This is a genomic window from Paenibacillus allorhizoplanae, from assembly GCF_927798215.1.
Lineage (GTDB): Bacteria > Bacillota > Bacilli > Paenibacillales > NBRC-103111 > Paenibacillus_E > Paenibacillus_E allorhizoplanae.
The window spans coordinates 67,555-87,685 of the sequence record NZ_CAKMMW010000016.1 but is presented as its reverse complement, the minus strand read 5'-3'; the positions used below and the strand labels follow the sequence as shown (position 1 = coordinate 87,685).

Annotated in this window: 14 protein-coding genes and 2 pseudogenes; 14 read left to right on the top strand and 2 right to left on the bottom strand. The window is 43.3% G+C overall.

The window, feature by feature from the left end:
* Positions 1-130: 130 nt before the first annotated feature.
* The 3 genes from L6I86_RS23110 (at position 131) to L6I86_RS23100 (ending at position 2,807) form a co-directional block, all read left to right on the top strand.
* Positions 131-1,240 (top strand): SGNH/GDSL hydrolase family protein, encoded by a 1,110-nt coding sequence (locus L6I86_RS23110; protein WP_236290790.1) that lies wholly within the window; start codon positions 131-133, stop codon positions 1,238-1,240.
* Between the two features lie 172 nt (positions 1,241-1,412).
* On the top strand, positions 1,413-2,234 hold the full coding sequence (locus tag L6I86_RS23105) for an AAC(3) family N-acetyltransferase (RefSeq protein ID WP_236290789.1): 822 nt from the start codon (positions 1,413-1,415) through the stop codon (positions 2,232-2,234).
* A gap of 414 nt (positions 2,235-2,648) precedes the next feature.
* Positions 2,649-2,807, top strand: coding sequence for a hypothetical protein (locus L6I86_RS23100; protein ID WP_236290788.1), 159 nt, complete (start codon positions 2,649-2,651; stop codon positions 2,805-2,807).
* Positions 2,808-2,884: 77 nt separating this feature from the next.
* On the opposite strand, the gene L6I86_RS23095 is transcribed toward L6I86_RS23100, so the two are convergent.
* On the bottom strand, positions 2,885-3,838 hold the full coding sequence (locus tag L6I86_RS23095; protein ID WP_236290787.1) for a ribokinase: 954 nt from the start codon (positions 3,836-3,838) through the stop codon (positions 2,885-2,887).
* A gap of 479 nt (positions 3,839-4,317) precedes the next feature.
* Between L6I86_RS23095 and L6I86_RS36035 the strand changes: the two are divergent.
* The 7 genes and pseudogenes from L6I86_RS36035 to L6I86_RS23065 form a co-directional block, all read left to right on the top strand.
* Positions 4,318-4,712: pseudogene (locus L6I86_RS36035) on the top strand (ADP-ribosylglycohydrolase family protein); the annotation flags it as partial.
* Positions 4,648-4,905, top strand: coding sequence for a helix-turn-helix transcriptional regulator (locus L6I86_RS23085; protein WP_236290786.1), 258 nt, complete (start codon positions 4,648-4,650; stop codon positions 4,903-4,905). The pseudogene L6I86_RS36035 and the gene L6I86_RS23085, both read left to right, overlap by 65 nt.
* 20 nt (positions 4,906-4,925) lie before the next feature.
* Positions 4,926-5,066: pseudogene (locus tag L6I86_RS35955) on the top strand (AraC family transcriptional regulator); the annotation flags it as partial.
* A gap of 43 nt (positions 5,067-5,109) precedes the next feature.
* A complete protein-coding gene (locus L6I86_RS23080; protein WP_236290785.1) occupies positions 5,110-5,490 on the top strand; it encodes a hypothetical protein in 381 nt (126 codons plus the stop codon).
* Positions 5,491-5,563: 73 nt separating this feature from the next.
* Complete coding sequence (locus L6I86_RS23075; RefSeq protein WP_236290784.1) at positions 5,564-5,968, top strand: amidohydrolase family protein; 405 nt, start codon at positions 5,564-5,566, stop codon at positions 5,966-5,968.
* Between the two features lie 81 nt (positions 5,969-6,049).
* Complete coding sequence (locus L6I86_RS23070) at positions 6,050-7,537, top strand: glycoside hydrolase family 88 protein (RefSeq protein WP_236290783.1); 1,488 nt, start codon at positions 6,050-6,052, stop codon at positions 7,535-7,537.
* Positions 7,538-7,721: 184 nt separating this feature from the next.
* Positions 7,722-8,918 (top strand): polysaccharide pyruvyl transferase family protein, encoded by a 1,197-nt coding sequence (locus L6I86_RS23065; protein WP_236290782.1) that lies wholly within the window; start codon positions 7,722-7,724, stop codon positions 8,916-8,918.
* Positions 8,919-9,008: 90 nt separating this feature from the next.
* Here L6I86_RS23065 and L6I86_RS23060 read toward each other — a convergent pair whose 3' ends face one another.
* The gene (locus L6I86_RS23060) at positions 9,009-11,378 is read right to left on the bottom strand and encodes a helix-turn-helix domain-containing protein (protein WP_236290781.1); all 2,370 of its coding nucleotides are present in this window, start codon (positions 11,376-11,378) and stop codon (positions 9,009-9,011) included.
* A 261-nt stretch (positions 11,379-11,639) separates the two neighbouring features.
* Here L6I86_RS23060 and L6I86_RS23055 point away from each other — a divergent pair, with 261 nt between their 5' ends.
* The 4 genes from L6I86_RS23055 (at position 11,640) to L6I86_RS23040 (ending at position 20,120) form a co-directional block, all read left to right on the top strand.
* Positions 11,640-12,605 (top strand): ABC transporter permease, encoded by a 966-nt coding sequence (locus tag L6I86_RS23055; protein ID WP_236290780.1) that lies wholly within the window; start codon positions 11,640-11,642, stop codon positions 12,603-12,605.
* Positions 12,606-12,640: 35 nt separating this feature from the next.
* Positions 12,641-13,510 (top strand): carbohydrate ABC transporter permease, encoded by an 870-nt coding sequence (locus L6I86_RS23050; protein ID WP_236290779.1) that lies wholly within the window; start codon positions 12,641-12,643, stop codon positions 13,508-13,510.
* A 48-nt stretch (positions 13,511-13,558) separates the two neighbouring features.
* Positions 13,559-15,115, top strand: a complete 1,557-nt coding sequence (locus tag L6I86_RS23045; RefSeq protein WP_236290778.1) for an extracellular solute-binding protein — start codon at positions 13,559-13,561, stop codon at positions 15,113-15,115.
* Between the two features lie 361 nt (positions 15,116-15,476).
* A complete protein-coding gene (locus L6I86_RS23040) occupies positions 15,477-20,120 on the top strand; it encodes a sugar-binding protein (RefSeq protein ID WP_236290777.1) in 4,644 nt (1,547 codons plus the stop codon).
* Positions 20,121-20,131 lie beyond the last annotated feature (11 nt).

Here is a 20,131-nt window from a genome sequence, read left to right as displayed (position 1 = left end):
CAATTGTATAAGGGGCCTGAGAGCCGGGGGTTAGTGCCGCTAATCAAAGTACAGGCAAAACTTGCATTCCTGTAAATAAGTATTGGGTCGTAAACGATTATACACCATTGTTTATGGAAGGAATGGTCACGTGGAAAAAAAAGAGAAGAATCTGATAGAGCAATACGATCCCGGAATGCGTCCCAATGAAACGTTCGATGGCTCGATTCATTGGTATTCCCCTATGGAGCAGCCTTTTCAAATTTCCGGGTTAGCTTGGTTTGCGCAAGAAAAAATCTATCGCAGATTGCCGACTTTACCATCCGGGGCTACTCCGGAAGCCGTCGATCGCTTAGCCAATCATACTGCAGGAGGACAAATCCGGTTTCAGTCGGATTCCTCTTCTCTATCGGTAAGGGTGAAACTGAAAGGCAAAGCCAATATGGTACATATGCCGGCAACCGGACAATGCGGCGTTGATTGCTACGTGGGTTCTCCCGACAGTCTCCTTCCCCTAAGGTACGTCAACACAACGAAATATGACCTCACTCTCACCGAGTATGAATGTGCGTTATTTACCAATTGGAATGCCTCGATGCGTAATATAGTCCTTAACTTGCCGCTCTATCAAGGGGTGGAGGAGATATGGATCGGTTTAGATGAGGGCGCAACCGTAACCGCTCCTCCCAGCTACGCTTCCGGAAAGAAAGTAGTCATCTATGGAACTTCGATTACGCAAGGCGGCTGCGCCTCGCGGCCCGGCATGGCTTATACGAACATTTTGAGTCGAAGAATTCCGCTGGAATTTATTAATCTTGGTTTCTCTGGAAGCGGCAAGGGAGAGCCGGAGGTTGCCGAAATCATTTCGCAGATTAATGACCCTGCGTGTATGGTCATTGATTATGAAGGCAATTGCGTGAGCACCGAACTTTTCCGTAGGACACTTCCGGAATTTATTGGAATTTATAGGGGAGCGCATCCGTTAACTCCGATTTTGGTAGTCTCACGAATTCGTTACGCGCGTGAGGAGCTGACCCCACACTTGTACGAAGCCAGAATCGAACGTAAGCGTTTCGAACAATTTCTCGTTAACGAGTTACGGGAGCAAGGCGACTTGAATATTTATTTCTTCGACGGCTCGGGATCTCTCGGTAATGAAGATTTCTTCGAATGCACAGTAGACGGCTCGCATCCAACGGATCTTGGTTTTCTGCGGATGGCAGACGCACTTGAACCAGTTCTAAAAACACTGCTTTTATAATATTTACATAGCGTACAATCAAGCCGGCAGCGATTTGCAGCCGGCTTGTCGTGATATTACATACGACTTTCCAAGCTTCGCGCAGTACGTTGGTATTCCCAATTTGAGTGTCTTCCGGAATACGACCAAAGCGGAAACCACAGGGGATCATAATTTCGCAGCTTCACTCGTTATGAGAACTGGTTCAAAAATGACTAAAAAAATGGAAACCAGAGTGATATTAACAAAAGACGATTTAATCACACAGTTTAAAGACTGCGGATTAACAGAAGGACAGACTATATTTGTACATACTTCGTTAAATAGTCTGGGCTTTGTTGTAGGAGGCGCTGAAACGTTAATTAATTCACTTCTAGAAATAGTGGGAGTAGAAGGAACTTTAATGATGCCGTCTCAAACGTGGAAAAATCTTGATCCTTCAACTGGGGTTCATGGGGAAGTACCACAGGAATGGTGGACTATAATTCGTGAAAATTGGCCTGCCTATGATAAAGAAATTACACCCGCAATTGGAATGGGTATCGTAGCTGAAATGTTTAGAAAGTGGCCAGGAGTAAAAAGGACAGATCACCCGGCGAGGTCAATAGCAGCAGTAGGAAAACATGCAGAATATATTACAAAAGAACATGATTTAAGCAATATTTTTGGTGAAAACTCTCCAATAGATAAATTGTATGAATTAGATGGATATGTATTATTAATTGGGGTTGGATATGATAAAAATACATCGCTACATTTATCTGAAACTAGAGCAAACTTTCCTACTAAAAGATTTATTGATGAAAGTAGTGGAATAATCAAAGATGGAAAGAGAGAGTGGGTTACTTACACTACTCAAGCAGTAGATGACGTAGATTTTGTAAAGTTAGGAAATGAATATGATAAAGAAAATAACATTAAGATTCATAAAGTTGGTAATGCTGATGTAAGATTTATGAAGCAAAAACCATTAATCGACTGGGCAGTCGAATGGATGGAGAAAAATAGAGTATAGCACTCGAATTTGAGAAGGAAAAGGGTTTTGGTGCAACAATTAAAATTGATCAAAGATATCCGCGATTTCGTTGTTTGATTATACTGTCAAACCAAACAATATTATTGATTAATTCAATAGTAAGTTATATTGATAGGAAAGTTGACTCAAGTGTAACTACAAGCAATGAATGTATATTCATGCATACGCAGTTAAAAAGCTAATTTTTTTTCTAACGAATTCTGCAACAAACCCTCATTTTCGCCGCTGGCGAGTTAAGTTTCTAACGAATTCTGAAACAACAAAAATGAAGCCACGCGGGTTGATAAATGCATAAATCACCATAATATAAGTCGTTCGACTTTTTATAAATTGGCGTAGAAAATGGTTATCGGCTAAGGATATTCGCTATTTAGCCTCTAATGAAGCCAAACGATGGCCGAAGAGCAGGTTTTTGAAATTCAGGGGTTAATTGAGCAAATTCTCAAAGATTTTGCTTACTCTGGTCCAAAGTTTACAATAAAGGCCCTCCATCGAGAGCTAAGGATCAAATTAATGAGCTCAATGAGAAAAGTGCTGCAACAGAAAAATTAAAACTAGTTTCCTATGACACTTTTACATGGTTATACAGCGGCAGCAATGAACAAATATATAACATAGCAGAACAATTGCTAAAAGTGTGGGTCAGTGGTCATCAAATTGCTATAAGGTGTTGGATTTGAGTAAATGAATGCTTCGATGTCAGATTTGCTAGGAATGCGGTCTTGTGCCCCAGGTTTAGTAACGGCAATTGCGGCAGCAGCGGAGGCGAACTGCATACTTTCACAAAGTGTTTGACCAGACAACCAAGATGAGGCAAAGGTTCCGATAAACGTATCTCCAGCAGCAGTCGTATCGACTGAATTTACCAAATACGCATCGAAATACGTAATCTGCTTTGTCTCATCTGCTATTATTAAACCTTTACTTCCCAATGTTAAGACGACGTGTGCAATCCCTTTATTTATTAATTGCGTAATCGCCAGCAAAGCATCATTTTCATCTACAATTAATCGATCTGTCAGCAATCCAGCTTCGGTTTCGTTTAAGATTAAGGTATGAATGGATGCATAGATGTCATTGGGTAATAGCAACGCAGGCGCGGGGTTCATCCAGACTGGAATTCCGCATTCTTTCGCTTTATGTATAATTTGAAGGTTTATATCCCATGAAATTTCGTTCTGCAGCAAAATTAATGCAGCATCGTCCCACATTTCATTGGGAAGATCAGTTCCAGATAGTTGCTCATTGGCTCCCCGCGAAAGCATAATACAATTTTCACCTTCCTCGTTCACCGTAATAAGTGCTAAACCAGATCCGCTTTCTTTCGACTTTACATGACCCACCTGTACACCTTTGTCTAGTAAGGAGTTAAATAGAGGTGTCCCAAATGCATCATTTCCAATCGCCCCGACCATCTGGACGTTGGAACCTGACATTGCTGCTGCTACTGCTTGATTAGCACCTTTTCCACCAGGGTAGTAGGCGGTATGTTGTCCTTCAACGGTTTCTGCTGGATGAGGGAAATGATGTACTTTGTTGACGATGTCCATATTAATACTGCCAACAACATAAATGTTTTTCATCGTGAGTCGTTCTTTCCTTCTCTGTTTGTTTATTTAAGTGTAATGCATGAACTTTACGATTGGAATCCCACCTACTACATTCACAATAAATGAGAATGGGCTGCATATTATGGGAAGGAAATTGGCGTAGTCTCTTGTAGACTTAAACAAGAAGTAGCTAATGCATAGGAGGAAGCTAGATGGCTGGATGGGTAGGTTTATAAGATTTACTAAAAGATGAAGTTAAACAACGTAGAGATGAAGCATGTAATGTAGATGGTTTTCTCGCGCGTATTGATGCGACAGGTGAGAATCAGATTGAATTAATGAAGATTTATGAGGATTTATGTTCTTTGATTGCGCATAGTCCAAATGAGGATGAACCGAATGAATTGGAACAGATTCACATGCTTCGTCCAATTGGTCCCCGTAAAATAGAAAGAGAGATGAGTTCTGAACAATGGCTGGATAAATTCAATGGAGCATGGCTCGGAAGAGCAATTGCGCAAGATATTCATAAAGCTGTAGAAATTGCCCAAGGTACAAATGATCAACTTACACTGGTCAAACGCGTTTGGGATGCTTTCAGCCATTATGATCCCGTGCATACCAATAATAACGCAGCTATGGTCGCAGCCTCTCTCGCGTTTGCCCAAGGAGATTTCACTAAGGCGATTGCAACATCGGTTTAGGCGGGTGGGATACGGATTGTAATGGTGCTACAGTAGGTTCTATCATGGGTGCTTCTCTTGGGGCCAAACAGATACCCGAGCATTGGATTAAACCACTTAACGATAAACTTTATTCTGCAGTCATCGGATTTCATCCCATTGCAATTTCTGAGTGTCAGTCACATTTATCCAGAGATTTTGGAATCCACAGGCAGAAAGTTTAAAAGTCATATAATAACCCTTCGTATTCAACATGCGAAGCGATTATTAGCGGTGACAAGTATGAGCGTGACAGATATTTGTTATGACTCCGGGTTCCAGAGCATGGCTACTTTTTACAGGGATTTCAAGTTGTATGTACAGATGTCGCCCGAAGATTATCGTCGTTTGGTGCGTACGCAAGAACTTCTAGATTAAATGGGTTAGTCAGGCTCGATCGCGCGAAATTTTTGTTGAGGAGCACAAAGCTGCCGATTAAACAAATTGCAGAAGAATGTGGGTTTATGGACTCTTTCTACTTCTCCCGTATCTTTTCGAAGGATATGGGGATGAATACACGAGACTATAGAAATTCATGAAAAATTGACATAACAAAAATCCATATTTTTAGAATTATCCTTCATGTACGTTGTGATCCCTTCCATTTATAGTGAGATATATAAGGATTTCATACGATATCTGGAGGCGATTCCAAATGTGATTGATGCAGATGTCCATAATGCGATTGCCCATAACAAGGATTTGCTGCCGTATTTGCCCAAAGTCTGGCATGATTGTTGGCTGTCTGCTGGTCCTGGCTATTGCGGCGGTTGGCATTCCCCCGTAGGTGTTATGCGTAAAGATGCCATTCCTGATGGTGGGGGCATACCTGGCAGTGATCCGCAGCATATGCTTAAACACCATTTTGAAAAGTACAACATCGATTACGGGATATTGACAGGCTCTGGCATATTGGGAATCTCGACTAAATCCGAATCCGGATTATGGGAACGTGGTGACTAGTGCTACAACGATTGGCTGGTCGAAACTTGGCTGAAGGCGAGTCCTGTGTATAAAGGATCTATCCTTGTCAATCATGCCGATCCGCTTGCGGCTGCCAAAGAGATTGATCGCATGGCTGCACATCCAGATTATGATTCAAGTCATTATGTGCAGCGGTTTACGGCAATTGTTCGGTCAACGCTGCTTTCATCCGATTTATGAAGCAGCCGAGCGTAACGGATTACCTGTTGCTGTTCATCCTGGGACAGAAGGCAGAGGAATTGCTGGTGCGCCAACTCCTTCAGGATATCCAACGACCTATTTGGAATGGCACAATATACTGCCAACAAATTATATGGCTCATGTGAATAGCTTAGTCTGTGAAGGTGTATTCGAGAAATTTCCTAGATTAAAGTTTGTCGCCATTGAAGGCGGTATTGCCTGGCTGCATGGGCGAGATCAAGAGATTTTACGCTGCCCTTGCACGGTTGGGAGTTAGGGCTGACCGACGGCAAGCATTTGGTTGAAGGCGGTGTTCAGCTCCGCGGGTATGAGGTAGAAGTTGAGGGGAACGACATTTATGTATGGATATAAAGACAATACACAACAGAATGACAAGATTTATGTTTTGGCGGATACGGTTAGTAACCAAAGTTGTGCTGTTCCAGAGGGAAAGCGCATCCCATTCGGATGGTCAGCCGCTGCAGTGGGGGCTTCTTCCAAGGAGTGGGTAAGGCTATTCTGGTCTGTTCCAGTTAGCGATCAGCCAGGGTATTTGAGAATTTCGGTGGCTTTGGATTTACGTGAGGAAGTTTGTGTCGAGGTAGTTACTGCAGTGACAAGTGTACAGATCGGCATGTTAGATATTCGTTATGCCTCTGTCTTTCAACCCTACCAGTTACAATTAACTGCTGCGCAAATGGCACTCATTTCAAGCGAGGGAGTCGAGCTGCGATTGGTAAAAGGAAGAGCGCCCCTATGGATTTTCACAGAGGGCCCAGTAGAAGCTCCCTTGTTGCTGCCTCATCTTCTTAGGACACCCTGTGAATCCTTCAACCCTTGGTCAAGGCTTTCAAATACGCTTGCCTCCATGTCATCTTTGCAACCTTTCGGTTGGCTCGAAGGCTGTGTGCTGGATGGTCTGCTTGATTTAGAGGGGGCAGTAGGAGGAGGACATTTTCGTGAAACAGCGAGGAAGCACATTCAAATGTTCTTTGATAAGCAAGGGATACTTCGCTATGAGAATCCCCGTAGTGAGCCTGTTGACGGACAAGTATACGGCATTGAGGGGACGCTGCCTTTCGCTGCACTTGCTCAGTTGGAGCCGCAACATCCTGCGCTTGAGAAAGCGATTGCGTTCTGGCTTTCCGAGCGAGCTGAAGATGGTTCGATCTGGGATGGCGCTATGCTATCTGCTGAAGGCTGCTACACGATTGCCTATCCCATGGCTGTGTTAGCTAAGATTTACCGTCGAGTGGATTTGGTGGACTCGGCCCTCCAGCAGTTGGAAATTCGGAAGAATAAGCTAGTATGTGAAAATGCGCTATATTTGCGCTATCTCTCGGATGGCAGCAGAAGCTTCTGTCATTGGACGAGAGCTTATGCTTGGTACATGCTGGGATTCGCGCGTACGTTAAGGGTACTCCAAGAGATTATCGGCTTGCCAGAGGCCATATTGAGACGCATAGATCTGCTCAAGCGGGAGCTTGCGCGTGTCGCGGAAGAAGTAATGAAGTACCAATCGCAGGAAGGGCTTTGGTTTGTATATGTGAATGAGCCGTATACGGGAGTGGAGACCTCAGGTTCATCTGCCATTGCAACCGCATTGGCTATCGGTGTACAGCTTGGTATCCTCGATAGAAATATTCTTTCCATCTGCGATAGCGCGAGGGGCTCACTTGCCAAATATGTAACTTCGGACGGTATCTTGCATGGCGTTACACAGAACAACAAAGCGGGGGAGGAGCTTCAGCGTAACGGGTATCGGATTCTTTCACAAATGGGTACGGGTTTAGCGGCTCAGTTGGAAGCGGCAATGAAGCTGGTCAAACCTTACGAGGTATCGTAAGGTTTTTTTGATATTTTTAAGCAGATACATGCTATTGCTTATCCAAACCCTCGCCTTTCTGGTAGTAAGACTATTTTGGTCAAAAAAAATGATACCAAACAATTAACTCTTAATGCAGGAAAATAGATTCACGATTACGATTAATAGAACAACCAAGTACGATGATAAGGAGTGATAAATAAGTATGACCCAAAAAACAATCATCTTGCGATCTTCTTGGCAGGTAGTCAACATTGGTGATATCGCTCATACCCCAGGTGTACTACAACTATTGAAAGCTTATTTACCTGAGGTGGAGGTCATTCTCTGGGCTTCGGAAGACTTCTCTGATGAAGTTAGGGATATGATTCATAGAAGGTTCCCTCATCTTTCGATTGTGATGGGAAGTATCGGCACCGATGGAAGGGCGACCAATTGTGAGTTGCAGGAAGCCGTAGATCGAAGTGTATTTGTATTACATGGCTCAGGACCATTACTCGTTGGCCATGAGGATATGATTGCCTATACAAAGCATACGGGCAAGTCTTTTGGTGTATTCGGTATCACATATGGAGGCTATAATGAATCCAATTGGCCAGAGATGAAGACCATTTTGTCACAAGCCAAGTTTATCTATTTTAGAGATTCCGTTTCTTTGGAGAAAGCACTAGGCGACGGAATTACGAGTCCTCTGATGAAATTTGGCCCTGATGGTGCTTTCGCCGTCGATCTGAGAGATGAACAGCGGGCTCAAGCTTTCCTCGCTGCAAATGAGCTCTATGAAGGTCAATTCCTTTGCTGTGTTGTTAGAAACAGATATACACCGTTCTGGAAAGTAAAAAACGTACCATTTAATGAGGAAAAGCATGCCTACAATGAGTTGATGAAGGAACAAGATCATGCTGATATCCGGCAAGCCATCATTGAAGTCGTCCGACAGACATCGCTGAAAGTCCTGGTGTGTCCTGAGGATATGACGCAAATGGAGCTAAGCAAGGAAATGCTTATTAATAAGTTGCCAGATGATATCAAGACACGGGTCGTCTGGCGTGAGGAATTTTGGTTGCCGGATGAGGCAATAAGCGTATATATACGATCAGCTGGACTTTTTGGAAGTGAAATGCATTCGCCGATTATGTGTATTGGTCATGGTATCCCTGCTATTGTTTGTCGGTGGAAAGAACAGTCGACGAAAGGGTGGATGTGGCAGGACATCGGTCTGGGTGAATGGCTGTTCGATTTGGATCAGAAGGAGGATCGACAGCGGATTGTTCCTGCTGTATGCCAACTAGCCCTGCACCCTGAAGAAGCAAGAGACAAAGCAAGAGCCGCAAAAGCACGAGTAGACATACATTATCAAGAAATGGTGAGAACCCTTAAGCAAGAGCTTGATAAGCTGTAGCATAGCAATGGCATGTCTACCAGTTGAAAGACAAAGCAAGGCCTTGCATCTCATCAGAGTTGAGATGCAAGGCCTTTTAACGCAAATTGACTACTGTTGCTGCTCTCTAAATTGGGTAGGTGTAACCCCTTCCGACTTCTTGAACACGCGATTAAACCAGGAATGCTGGTAGCCAACCTTTTCGGCAATTTCGCTGATTTTCAGATCAGTTTCCAGTAGAAGCTTCTTCGAAGTATCAATACGTACCTTCGTTACATAATCAACATAGTTAATGCCCTTAATTTGCTTAAAGGTTTTACTCAGTGAAGTTACATGAACACCAAGCATATCCGCACATTCCTCAAGCGACAAGTCGGTCATGTATTTCTCTTCGACCAGTCGAACGACTTTCTCGATGGACTGTGTTAAATGGGCATGATACGTTTCATTCATTTCCATCACATAGGGGGAGATCACATTGCCTTTAAACCACTTCAACATTTCATCGGATTGTCGCAGCTGAAGGAGCTCCTCCATGATATTGTGACCCCTGTGATAGGAATAAACATTAAATCCAGCCTGCAGCAGAGCATTATTCACATTTCCTATTAGTTGCATCATGGCTTGTTGGAGGAACAGTTCAACACCTGCGATCCGATCTAATTCAGCAATAAACTCCTCGGCCCGATGAAACGCCTCCTCTTCTTGCCCCAAACGAATGGCATGGATAAGTTCCTTCTCAATCTCAAAGGGATACCGGAACGTATAATCTCCTGAAATGATTAAGGAATCCATATCAATTATTTGATTGGCTTCAAGCAACTTCCTGAATCGAAGTGTATGGCGGGCTTCTTCCATTAAGGTAGGAATGCGCGTAAGCTCATTACTGAGTTGGCCAATGCAAACAGTAACTTGAAGCTTGAGGATATGATTCAGCGTTGTAATAATCTCTTGGGATAACTTAGTCAATTCTTTCTTCATTGTCATACCCGGGGTATCTGTCGGGAGTGCAAGGATAATCCCAACGAATAAATCCTGAAAATTAATCACATAGACCTGTTCCAGATGCAAATGAGTAATTTCATCTACAATATTGGCAGCGGCAAAGGTGACAAGCTGCTCATCATCCTCTTTGAATTTCCCGCCTTCTGATGTCAATCCAATCAATTGCACGGCAATCACGGTGTACTGTTGACCAACGGTGTCCCAACCGTAATAGGACATCCTTGCCCTTAACTCGTTCTCGTCTAAATAATACAAGCGTCCTTGAACCAACTGGAGCATAAAACCTTCACGAAGGGTAGGCAGTTGTTCTTCAACCTTAGTTTGCAAGATGTGACTTTCGCGAGATAAATGTTGCCATTCCTTCTCAATGAAGGTCAGCTCATCCCCTCGCACATTCCCTCGGTCCTTTTTATCCTTTATCACGGTTCCCATTAATCGAGCAATGGGTTGATAAATTCGCTTTGAGGCAAACCAGGATAAACAAATGGCCGTAATGAGACCGAGTACACTAATGCTTATAATTAGGCGTGACATGAGAAGGACAGGTTTGGATATGTTGGAAATGTCGGAGGAAGTCGTAAATATCCACTCCGACCCTAATCTTGAGAAGGTGTGGTAAGAAATTGAATATTTGGTGTTGCGAAAGCCATACAGGAAAGTGTCTTCTTTCTGCTTTGGCCAGCGATCCATGATTTCATTGTGAATCGTATTTTCTAGAAGACTAGCTTCTGATGTAGGGGGACGACCTCCAACTAACCAATCCCCATTCGTATCCATAAGAAAAGGAGCACTTGAATCACTTAGTTCGGAAAAATAAGTGTTTAACTTGGCAGTATTTATTCTAACGATGAATACCCCATACTTCTCAGAGGAATCGCCAGGTAATTTATGTACCAAGCTATATTTAAAGTCGGTAGGAACGGAAGGGCTATTGGTAATGCTCTGTAAAGGTAAGGTCTTGGTCCAGAAAATATTCTTCTTCTCTTGCAGTAGCTGCAGGTAAGCATCATGTGGATTTTGTTGCGTTTGATTCAGCTTGTTCACGCCACGGGAGCTGCTAATCAAAGTTTGGTTGCTATCAATATACAAAGAGACTTCATCGATAAGCGGATTCGATTCCTGCATAAGCAGGAGTGACTTCAGCATATCCCTGGTGAAGTCTACTTCTTGGCCGAAATTTAGCGTTTTCAATTTCTCACTAAATATGGGATTGAATACCCATTGAGCGAGGCGTATCTCGAGTTGGGAGAGTTGGGCATCCAATTGTTTCGAAATCTGATTAACACTTAATTGGTGGGTTTTATTTACTTCGGTTTCAATGCGGTTAACCCCAATAAAATACAGTGTGAACCCAATAAAAGTAGTTGGCAGACAGGTAATGAATAAGACAATAATCAAGCTTTTTCGGAAAAAGGAAGATTGCAGCCTAGAAATCTTATGCTGATCTTTATATCTTTTAGCCATATGTTGAAGCATAGTTACGCCCTCCAGAACAACGCAATAAATGTAAGTTCTCTTAATATAAACCCCATGGTACCTCTCTGCAACCGATTATGAGGCTAAGGCAGCTTTCCTGCCTTAAGACTTTTTTGATAGAGGATCCAAGAAACAGGAAAGCTCGGTAAATTCACATGTAGCTAGACGCCAATTAACTCTTATTGCAGGAAATGAGGCTAGCCCATACAGTGATGACATAGACAAACGTGCTAGCAACCGTTGAATGCGAGGGAGAAGCTAATGAATGTATTGAAAGAAAATAGGCTATTAACGAAACGCATCGTTAAGCCGCGGAATCCAGCAAAGAAGATGTGGCCATCCATCAAACGTGATAAATACCTCTACTTATTAGGATTACCTGGTATCTTGTGTTTGCTCATTTTCAAATATGTTCCGATGTGGGGGGTTGTTATTGCCTTTCAGGATTACTCTCCTTTCCGTGGGATACTTAAAAGTGATTGGGTAGGTTTAGAGAATTTCCAACTATTCTTTAGTAATCCGGATTTCTTTAAGCTGCTAAGAAATACGCTTGCCATTAATATTATGAGTTTGGTGTTTTTCTTCCCAGTTCCCATCATTCTCTCTTTAATGTTAAATGAGGTTCGAAACGAAATCTTTAAACGAATCATACAATCGATCGTATACCTTCCGCATTTCTTATCATGGGTAATCATTGCAGGACTTACTTTCACAATGTTTGCTACGGGAGAAGGACTGGTAAATAAGTTTTTGGTCCTGATTGGCCTCGAACGTGTAGATTGGTTAACGACACCGAGTTTCTTCTGGGGGTTCCTCACAGGACAGAGTGTTTGGAAAGAAGCAGGTTGGGGAACGGTGATTTTCTTGGCTGCAATGGCCAACGTAGATCCAGGTTTATATGAGGCCGCACGCATGGATGGCGCCAGTCGCATACGTCAGATGTGGAATATTACAATACCTTCTATTCAAAATGTAATTATCATTCTGCTGATTCTGAAGCTTGGACATATTATGGATGTTGGCTTCGAACAAGTTTTCCTCTTACAGAATGCTGCTGTTTCTGATGTTGCTGATGTCTTCGATACGTATATTTATCGTGTGGGGATTAAACAATCGGAGTTTAGCTATACAACGGCAGTTGGTTTATTTAAGGCTGCGATTGGGTTACTATTGGTAATAATCTCCAATAAGCTAGTAAAAAAGGCAGGCGGAGAAGGATTTTATTAAGTGTGGCTAATGTCAGATATGAAGGAGAGTTGACAGTGAAAGAAACATTGGGTGACAAAATATTTTCAAATATCAACGTAGTACTACTAGCCTTACTTGGCATCGCTTCCGTGTTTCCATTCTATTATGTTGTTGTCGTATCATTTACCTCGCCTAGCGATTATATCGGGGGCAGTTTGATGCTCTTCCCCAAATCGTTTTCACTTGCAGCTTACGAATACATTTTCTCTACCCAAACTTTTGTGAAATCACTTGGTGTTAGCACTTATCTTGCTATTGTAGGAACTTTGCTAAGTCTGATCGTTTCTGCAGCATTCGGATATATGATTTCCAGAAAACGCTTATTTGGACGCCGAGTGTTAACTGTTGCGCTTATCATTACAATTTTGTTCTCGCCAGGTATTATTCCGAACTACCTTCTCATCAAAGATCTTGGACTCATGAATAGTTTGTGGTCCATTATCTTACCAGGTTTGCTAAGCGGTTGGAATGCCTTGCTACTTAAAACATTCTTCGATGGCATACCTGAAAGCCTCGAAGAATCAGCAGTTATTGATGGTGCTAACGATCTACACATCTTCTTTCGTATAATCTTGCCTTTATCGCTTCCAGCATTAGCGGCGTTTGGACTATTTTTTGCTGTTGCTTATTGGAACACTTTCTTTAATGCTATTCTCTATCTCACTGATCCAGACAAACGGCCACTGCAGGTTCTACTGCAAGGGATGCTGGTGCAATCTGAAACGGGAATTGCCGAAGCGGGTGTTGCTGCTGAACAGCAGGTTCCTCCGGAAACGATTAAAATGGCTGCCGTCGTCATTGCCACTGTGCCAATCCTGTTGGTGTATCCATTCCTTCAAAAGCATTTTGCCAAGGGTGTTATGCTTGGCTCTGTTAAGGGATGATAGTCACATATATGCTATTATTAAGGGGAATTTAAGGGAGGATAAGAAATGAAAAAGAATTTAGTAACTGTATTATCGGCAACATTGCTATTAACAAGTGTACTTGCAGCATGCGGAACGAAGGAGGAAACACCTGCAGCTTCCGTATCACCTGCTGCTACGAAGCAAGCCGCACCAACTGAATTTAATATCACAACAATTAACTACAATCCAGAAGCGCCAGCAAATGATAACGCAATTGAAATAGAGATGGAAAAAAGAACGAATACCAAAGTTAATATTACTTACGTGCCTTCCAATAACTATGGGGACAAATTTAAGGTTATGCTCGCTTCGGGCGAAATTCCTGATGTGCTCTTAACTACCTATATATTCGATTCTACTGTCTTGAATGCGATTAAAGACGGTGCCTTCTGGGATTTGACCCCATTTCTAAAGGATTATCCGAATTTACAGAAGAATTATCCGAAAGAAAGCTTTGATAATACAAAAGTGAACGGTAAAGTCTATGGACTCCCACGTCCTCGCCCATTAGCAGGCGGTGCTGCGTTCCCTGCATTACGTCAAGACTGGTTAGACAAACTTGGCTTAAAAGTGCCGCAGACGATGGATGAACTGTACACGGTACTGAAGGCTTTTACTGAACAGGATCCAGACGGTAACGGCAAGAAAGATACGTACGGCTTTACGGGTGCCGTAGCAGAAGGCTGGATGGATCAGCTAGGTTTCGTCGAAAATACATTTAATGGATTCGAAAACATGATTCTAAGTATAGAAGGGAAACCGACTTCGTATAGAGATTTTTCACCCGCGACTCGTGATGCTATTCTTTGGCTGCAACGTGCCTACAAGGAAGGCGTTTTAGCCCCTGATTTTGCGATCATGAAGGGCTCGCAAGTGTTGGATATGATGAAACAAGGCAAAGTTGGTATGATCCCTACAGCAATGGATGCCAGCAAAATCGGTGATATGGTAGGAACGCTTAGAAAAACAACCCCGAACGCGGGAATTGTACATGTTCCTACACTGACTACACCTTCAACTGGGAAGAAGTATGCAACCAAAGAAGGAGGTTTCTTCGGTAACTATCTGATCTCCAAGAAAGTGCCTGAATCGAAGCTGAAGCAGATTTTGGCATTCTTTGACTACGGTGCTACGCCGGAAGGTATGGAGCTTTCAAACTTTGGTATTAAAGATGTGCATTTCACGTTAAATGAGGGTAAGAAAGTGACGACGGATGAGTACAAGAAAATAGCAGCTGCATCCTTAACGAATATTTGGACGTTGGTTGATCCATACAGTCGCGTACAACAAGCTTCTGTTGACTATCCAAAAGAGTATTTGGAGCGTGACAAGAAAGTCGTGGATGAGCGTATCAAAAATGGTATCTTTATTAACAATAACGGCGTAACTTCGGAAACGGATACGAAATTTGGCTCTGAAATCGCAAAGAAACTACAAGATATGAAGATCAAGGTCATTATGGGTAAAGAAACAATTGAAGCTTGGGATAAATTCATTGAGGGAATGAAAAACGATCCGAATGTTAAAAAGATTGAAAGCGAAAGAGAAGCAAGCTACAAGCAGTTATTTGGAGCGAAGTAAGGCGTTATACGTTTAATGTGCAGGGAGTAAGACACAACAGAGGATGTCACATCATTGAGGTGCGACATCCTCTGTTGTGCTTCAATTCAAACGATTTCCTGCAATTGCACTATTTTTCCATGCTCCAAGTGAAGTAGAAGTAGGTCTTTCAAAAAACTCTAATTGCAGGAAATAAGCATTAAAGCCTATAGTAAGCCACATGTGGAGGGAAGGTGATAGACGGTAATCCAAAAGTGCTACAGATTAGAAAGCATGTACCGGATGCAAGTAATCTTAGGAGGAATGTGAGGGTAAGTTTAATGTACTGACTATTTTGTAAGCGCTTCACCATTTAGAGAAAAGTATAGGGAGGACACTCATTTTGAAAAAGGTAATGATATGGTTTGTAGTATTTACACTCGTACTGACCGCTACGGTTATACCCATCCTACCGGTAAATAAGGCTTTTGCTGCAGGGGGTACCATGTATGAAGCTGAAAATGCCGCACGCGTGGATGGGCAAATACCAAGTCCAGCGGTAGGGGCGGTTTACTCCGGCTCAGGATATGTAGATTTGGGAGCTCAATCTAATATGGCAAGTCTGACATGGACGACTGTTCAAGCGGCTACTTATGGGAATTATATTGTCAAAATCAGCTATGGCAATGCGGATTCCGCTCCCAAGCCAGTTAGTCTAAGTGTAAATGGTCAGAAAGTTACGACATTTGCTGGCAACCAAACGGGAGAAGGGCAGATTCCTGTTTGGGGAGAGCTCACTGCAATCGTGCTGTTGAATCAAGGAGCCAATACCATAAAGCTTTCATCTGAAAGCACCGATGGCCCACTGGTTGATGTCATGGAAGTGACACCATTTGCGACGATCGTTGAAGCTGAGAATGGCGGGGGAGCAGCTCATTCTAATGTCACAATTGCTGCGAATGTAGGCACTGCGCCAGGCTTCTCTGGAACGGGTTATGCCAGTATTGCTGCAGGCGTGACAGGTTATATGCTGTATAACAATATTGTCGTTCCTAAGACCGGCAAGTATACATTGAAAGTTAGGTACAGTAACGGCAGCACGGCTAGGCCCTTTGCCGTAACGATTAATGGTACCCGGGTTCAAGACGCCAAGGGGGTTGCAACAGGTGCGTGGGCGAACTGGAGGTATGAGGAACTAACGGGCATTGACCTAAACGCAGGCGTAAACACGATGAAAATTGAGCGTATTGGTGCAAATGCTACCCCAGTGATCGACCGGTTTGAGTTTGTAACCGAAGCTTTCATTGAAGTAGGAGATCAAACCTTCCGAACGACTAGCTTCGAGACTTCGGATATAGATGCTATTATTGCAGCTACACCGACTGGATCCACCTTGAATTCACCGTTGATTAGTGGAAATGCATTGAAAAGCACTTCCGCGAGTACAGTGAAAATCCTAGAAGAAGCAGGTTCCCGCTGGGCAGAAGTGACGTCCCCGGCTGGTAAGCAGGGCATTGTTGGATTTCCTTTCCATGGCAGCTGGCTTGCTCCTGTGCCCATGAAGAGTTATACGCTTGAGTCCAGCTTTATGCTGAAGGACGAGAAAGCGAACTATATTTTCAAGTTGGTAAGCGCTGCTGGTCTGGAGAGTCCTATCTTTGCCTTCGGGATGGATAATAAGCTCTATGCACGCTCTAACAATTCAGCCGGCGGGGCATTGGCAGAACGTTCAACTTGGATCATAAATACGCGCTATAACCTTAAACTAGTGTTTCACTTAGATACGAAGAGCTACGACATGTATCTGAACAGTACAATGATCGTGAACAGCGAACCTCTTCAAAATGATGCTTACTTGGGTGGATTAAAAGGATTCTACTTGGAAGTTAAAGATGGTGCTCGGCAGGAAACCAAGATTCTAGTTGATAATATCGGGCTATCCGGGTCGAACTCTGTAGGCACACCACCAGTCATTAACCAGAACCCTGGTACCTTATTTGAAGAACAGCCTTATATTGGTCAGCCTGTTGATTATTATGTAAGCCCGACCGGTTTAGATACGAATAACGGTTTGACGACTACATCTCCATTCAAAACAATTAATAAAGCCGTAAGTGTAACGAATCCTGGTGACACCGTGAATATTATGCCGGGAACCTATGCCGCAACGAATGATGCGAACGACTTTGTTTTAATCAACCGCTCCGGAGCAAAAGATGTAAAAACAGGCATTGCGCATTACATTACGTACAAAGCATATGATCCAAACAATAAACCCAAACTGCTGCTTCCTCCGAATATTAGAGGGGTTTGGGATATGGTACAAGTGAGTGCCAACTATATTGTCATTGAAGGTTTAGAAGTTGAGGGCAATAATTTAAATCTGACACTCGCTGAAGGGGAAGCCAATTATGAAAGCAAAATAGCAGGCGGCACGGATTGGTCTACCTATGCTAAGACTAACACCAATGGCATCTCTATTGCTGGCCATCATGTCATTATTAAGAATAATCACGTTCATCACGTGTCAGGTGGCGGCGTTGGCGGTGGTGGTGATTATATCACGATTGAAGGTAATGATATTCATGCCAACAGCTGGTATACCTTCTATGCGACAAGTGGGATTAGTTTTATGAACGATGTTGATATCGACGCCAACACGTCCGATTACAAAATTATTATTCGTAATAACCGTGTCTATGATAATGAAACCAAAGTCAAATGGGAAAAAACGAAAGGCTATTCCGATGGAAACGGGATTATTTTTGATGTGGATGAAACTTACAAAGGTAAAAAGTTAGTCACCAACAATATTGTCTATGACAATGGCGGCGGGGGCATTCACATCTATCGGAGTCATAACGTGCATGTTATTAACAACACGATTTATCATAATAGCCGAAGCCCGTATTTGAAATATCCGAATATGGATGTGCAGTCGGGCGACAATGCCGTCTTCCTAAACAATATATCTATTGCCAGAGGTGAAGCTGGTGAGTATGCAAACGGAAACAGTGGATTTAACAATCTTTTTGCCAACAATATGTATGGCGGTTTAACTCGTTTTGTAGGGAAAAATGAACTTGTAGCGGATCCGAAGTTTGTTGCTGTGACAGGGGCGACGTATGATTTTCATCTACAAGCAGATTCGCCGGCGATTGATGTTGGCACCCGTTCATTTGCTCCAAGTGTTGATTATGATGGGAACGTGCGTCCTTATGCAGGAGAAGGCTCGAATGCTCGTGTCGATATGGGCGCCTATGAATCATCAAGTAATAACCCAGCATACTTAGTGGATGATGCTGTACAAATAACCGAACCGACTCCGGAAATATCTAAAGTAGCTACGGCCGCAAAGGGTACTCCTGCGATCGATGGGCAAACCGATGCACTGTGGTCTTCAACGGAGAGTTTCCAGGCCCTATATGTTAGCGATAGTACGAAAAAAGCGCCACTTGCCACCGTACGTTTATTATGGGATGAACATCACTTGTATGTACATGCAGAGGTAGAGGACACTGATTTAAATGCAACAGGCGGGAATTTGTGGGAACATGATTCTATGGAATTTTTCGTGGATGAAAATGATGCCAAAACGACTTCCTTCCAATCAGACGATCGACATTATCGTGTTAATTACTTGAATTTGAAAAGCGGTGGGAACAATGTTACGCCTGACATCTTTTCTTCGGCAGCGCGAGTAGTAAGTGGCGGATATATCATCGAAGCGGCGCTTCCATTGACAAGCATAACCGGTTCCGTTGGAACAGTAATTGGTTTCGACGCAGGTGCGAGCGATGACAGTAATTATGATGGGATTCGGGATAATGCGACCATGTGGAGTAACCGACGGATTAATTCCAATGCTTCGACACAATGGTATGGAAATGTTACTTTCGTAGCTGCACCAGCGATTACAAGCATTACCCCCATTTCGGTAACTACAACAGCCGGCATGGCTCCAACGCTGCCTCGTGTTGTAACAGCGGTATATAGTAATGCCACAACATCTCCTGTGAATGTGACTTGGGATGCCATGGATCCTAGTAGTTTTGCAAGTGCGGGAACCTATACGGTCAATGGTGTAGTGCAAGGCACCTCAATAAAGGCTATTGCTACAATAACGGTAATCGAAATACCTAATTCCCCGCCAACGGTCAGCTTAACGGGACCTGCTAATGGCTCCCTGTACATGGCTCCGGTTAATGTGCAGTTAACGGCAGTGGCATCGGACAATGACGGCATTATCAGCAAGGTAGAGTTCTACAATAGCAGCAGCTTATTAGGTATTGGGTTACCGAGTTCGGAAGGCAGCTATATCTATAACCTGATTCAACTTCCGGTAGGTACTTATAGCATTACTGCCAAAGCATATGATGATAAGGGCTCAGTGACCATATCTGAAGGAATTACCCTTACAGTGAAGCTAGAAGATACAGGACCTGTCATAGAAGGATCCACCATTAAAGTAACGCCAATCCTTGTCAATACGGATGCTAAAGCAGAGGTATCGCAACAACTCCTTCAGCAATTGTTTGCCCAAACTACAAGTGAGGGGACAGGAACTAAGCTGGCAACAATGGCAATAAAGCCGGTAACAGGCGCGAAATCCTATGCAGTGGGCCTGCCTGCTCAGCTGTTCAAGGAGGGCACAGGATTGAACAAACTGACTATTCAGACCGGCCTGGCTACCGTCACCGTTCCGGATGATATGCTGAAGAACAAAGATCTAGCAGAAGCCTCTAACGTTGAGATCCTTATGGCTACGGCAGATACCTCCAACTTAAAGAAGGAGCAAAAGATGAAGGCCGGAGAGAATCCGGTATTGGCATTATCCATTCTAGTGGACGGTAAACGATTGGATTGGAAAAACAATCAAGCTCCGGTTTCGGTATCCGTTATGTATCAGCCGACACCTGAGGAATTAAAGAAACCTGAGCACATTACAGTCTATTATATCGATGGGGATGGCAAGGTGGTTAAAGAGACCAAAGGGGTCTATGATGCCGCAACGGGTAGGTTGACCTTCGTTATTACTTCGATGTAAAAACTAATATA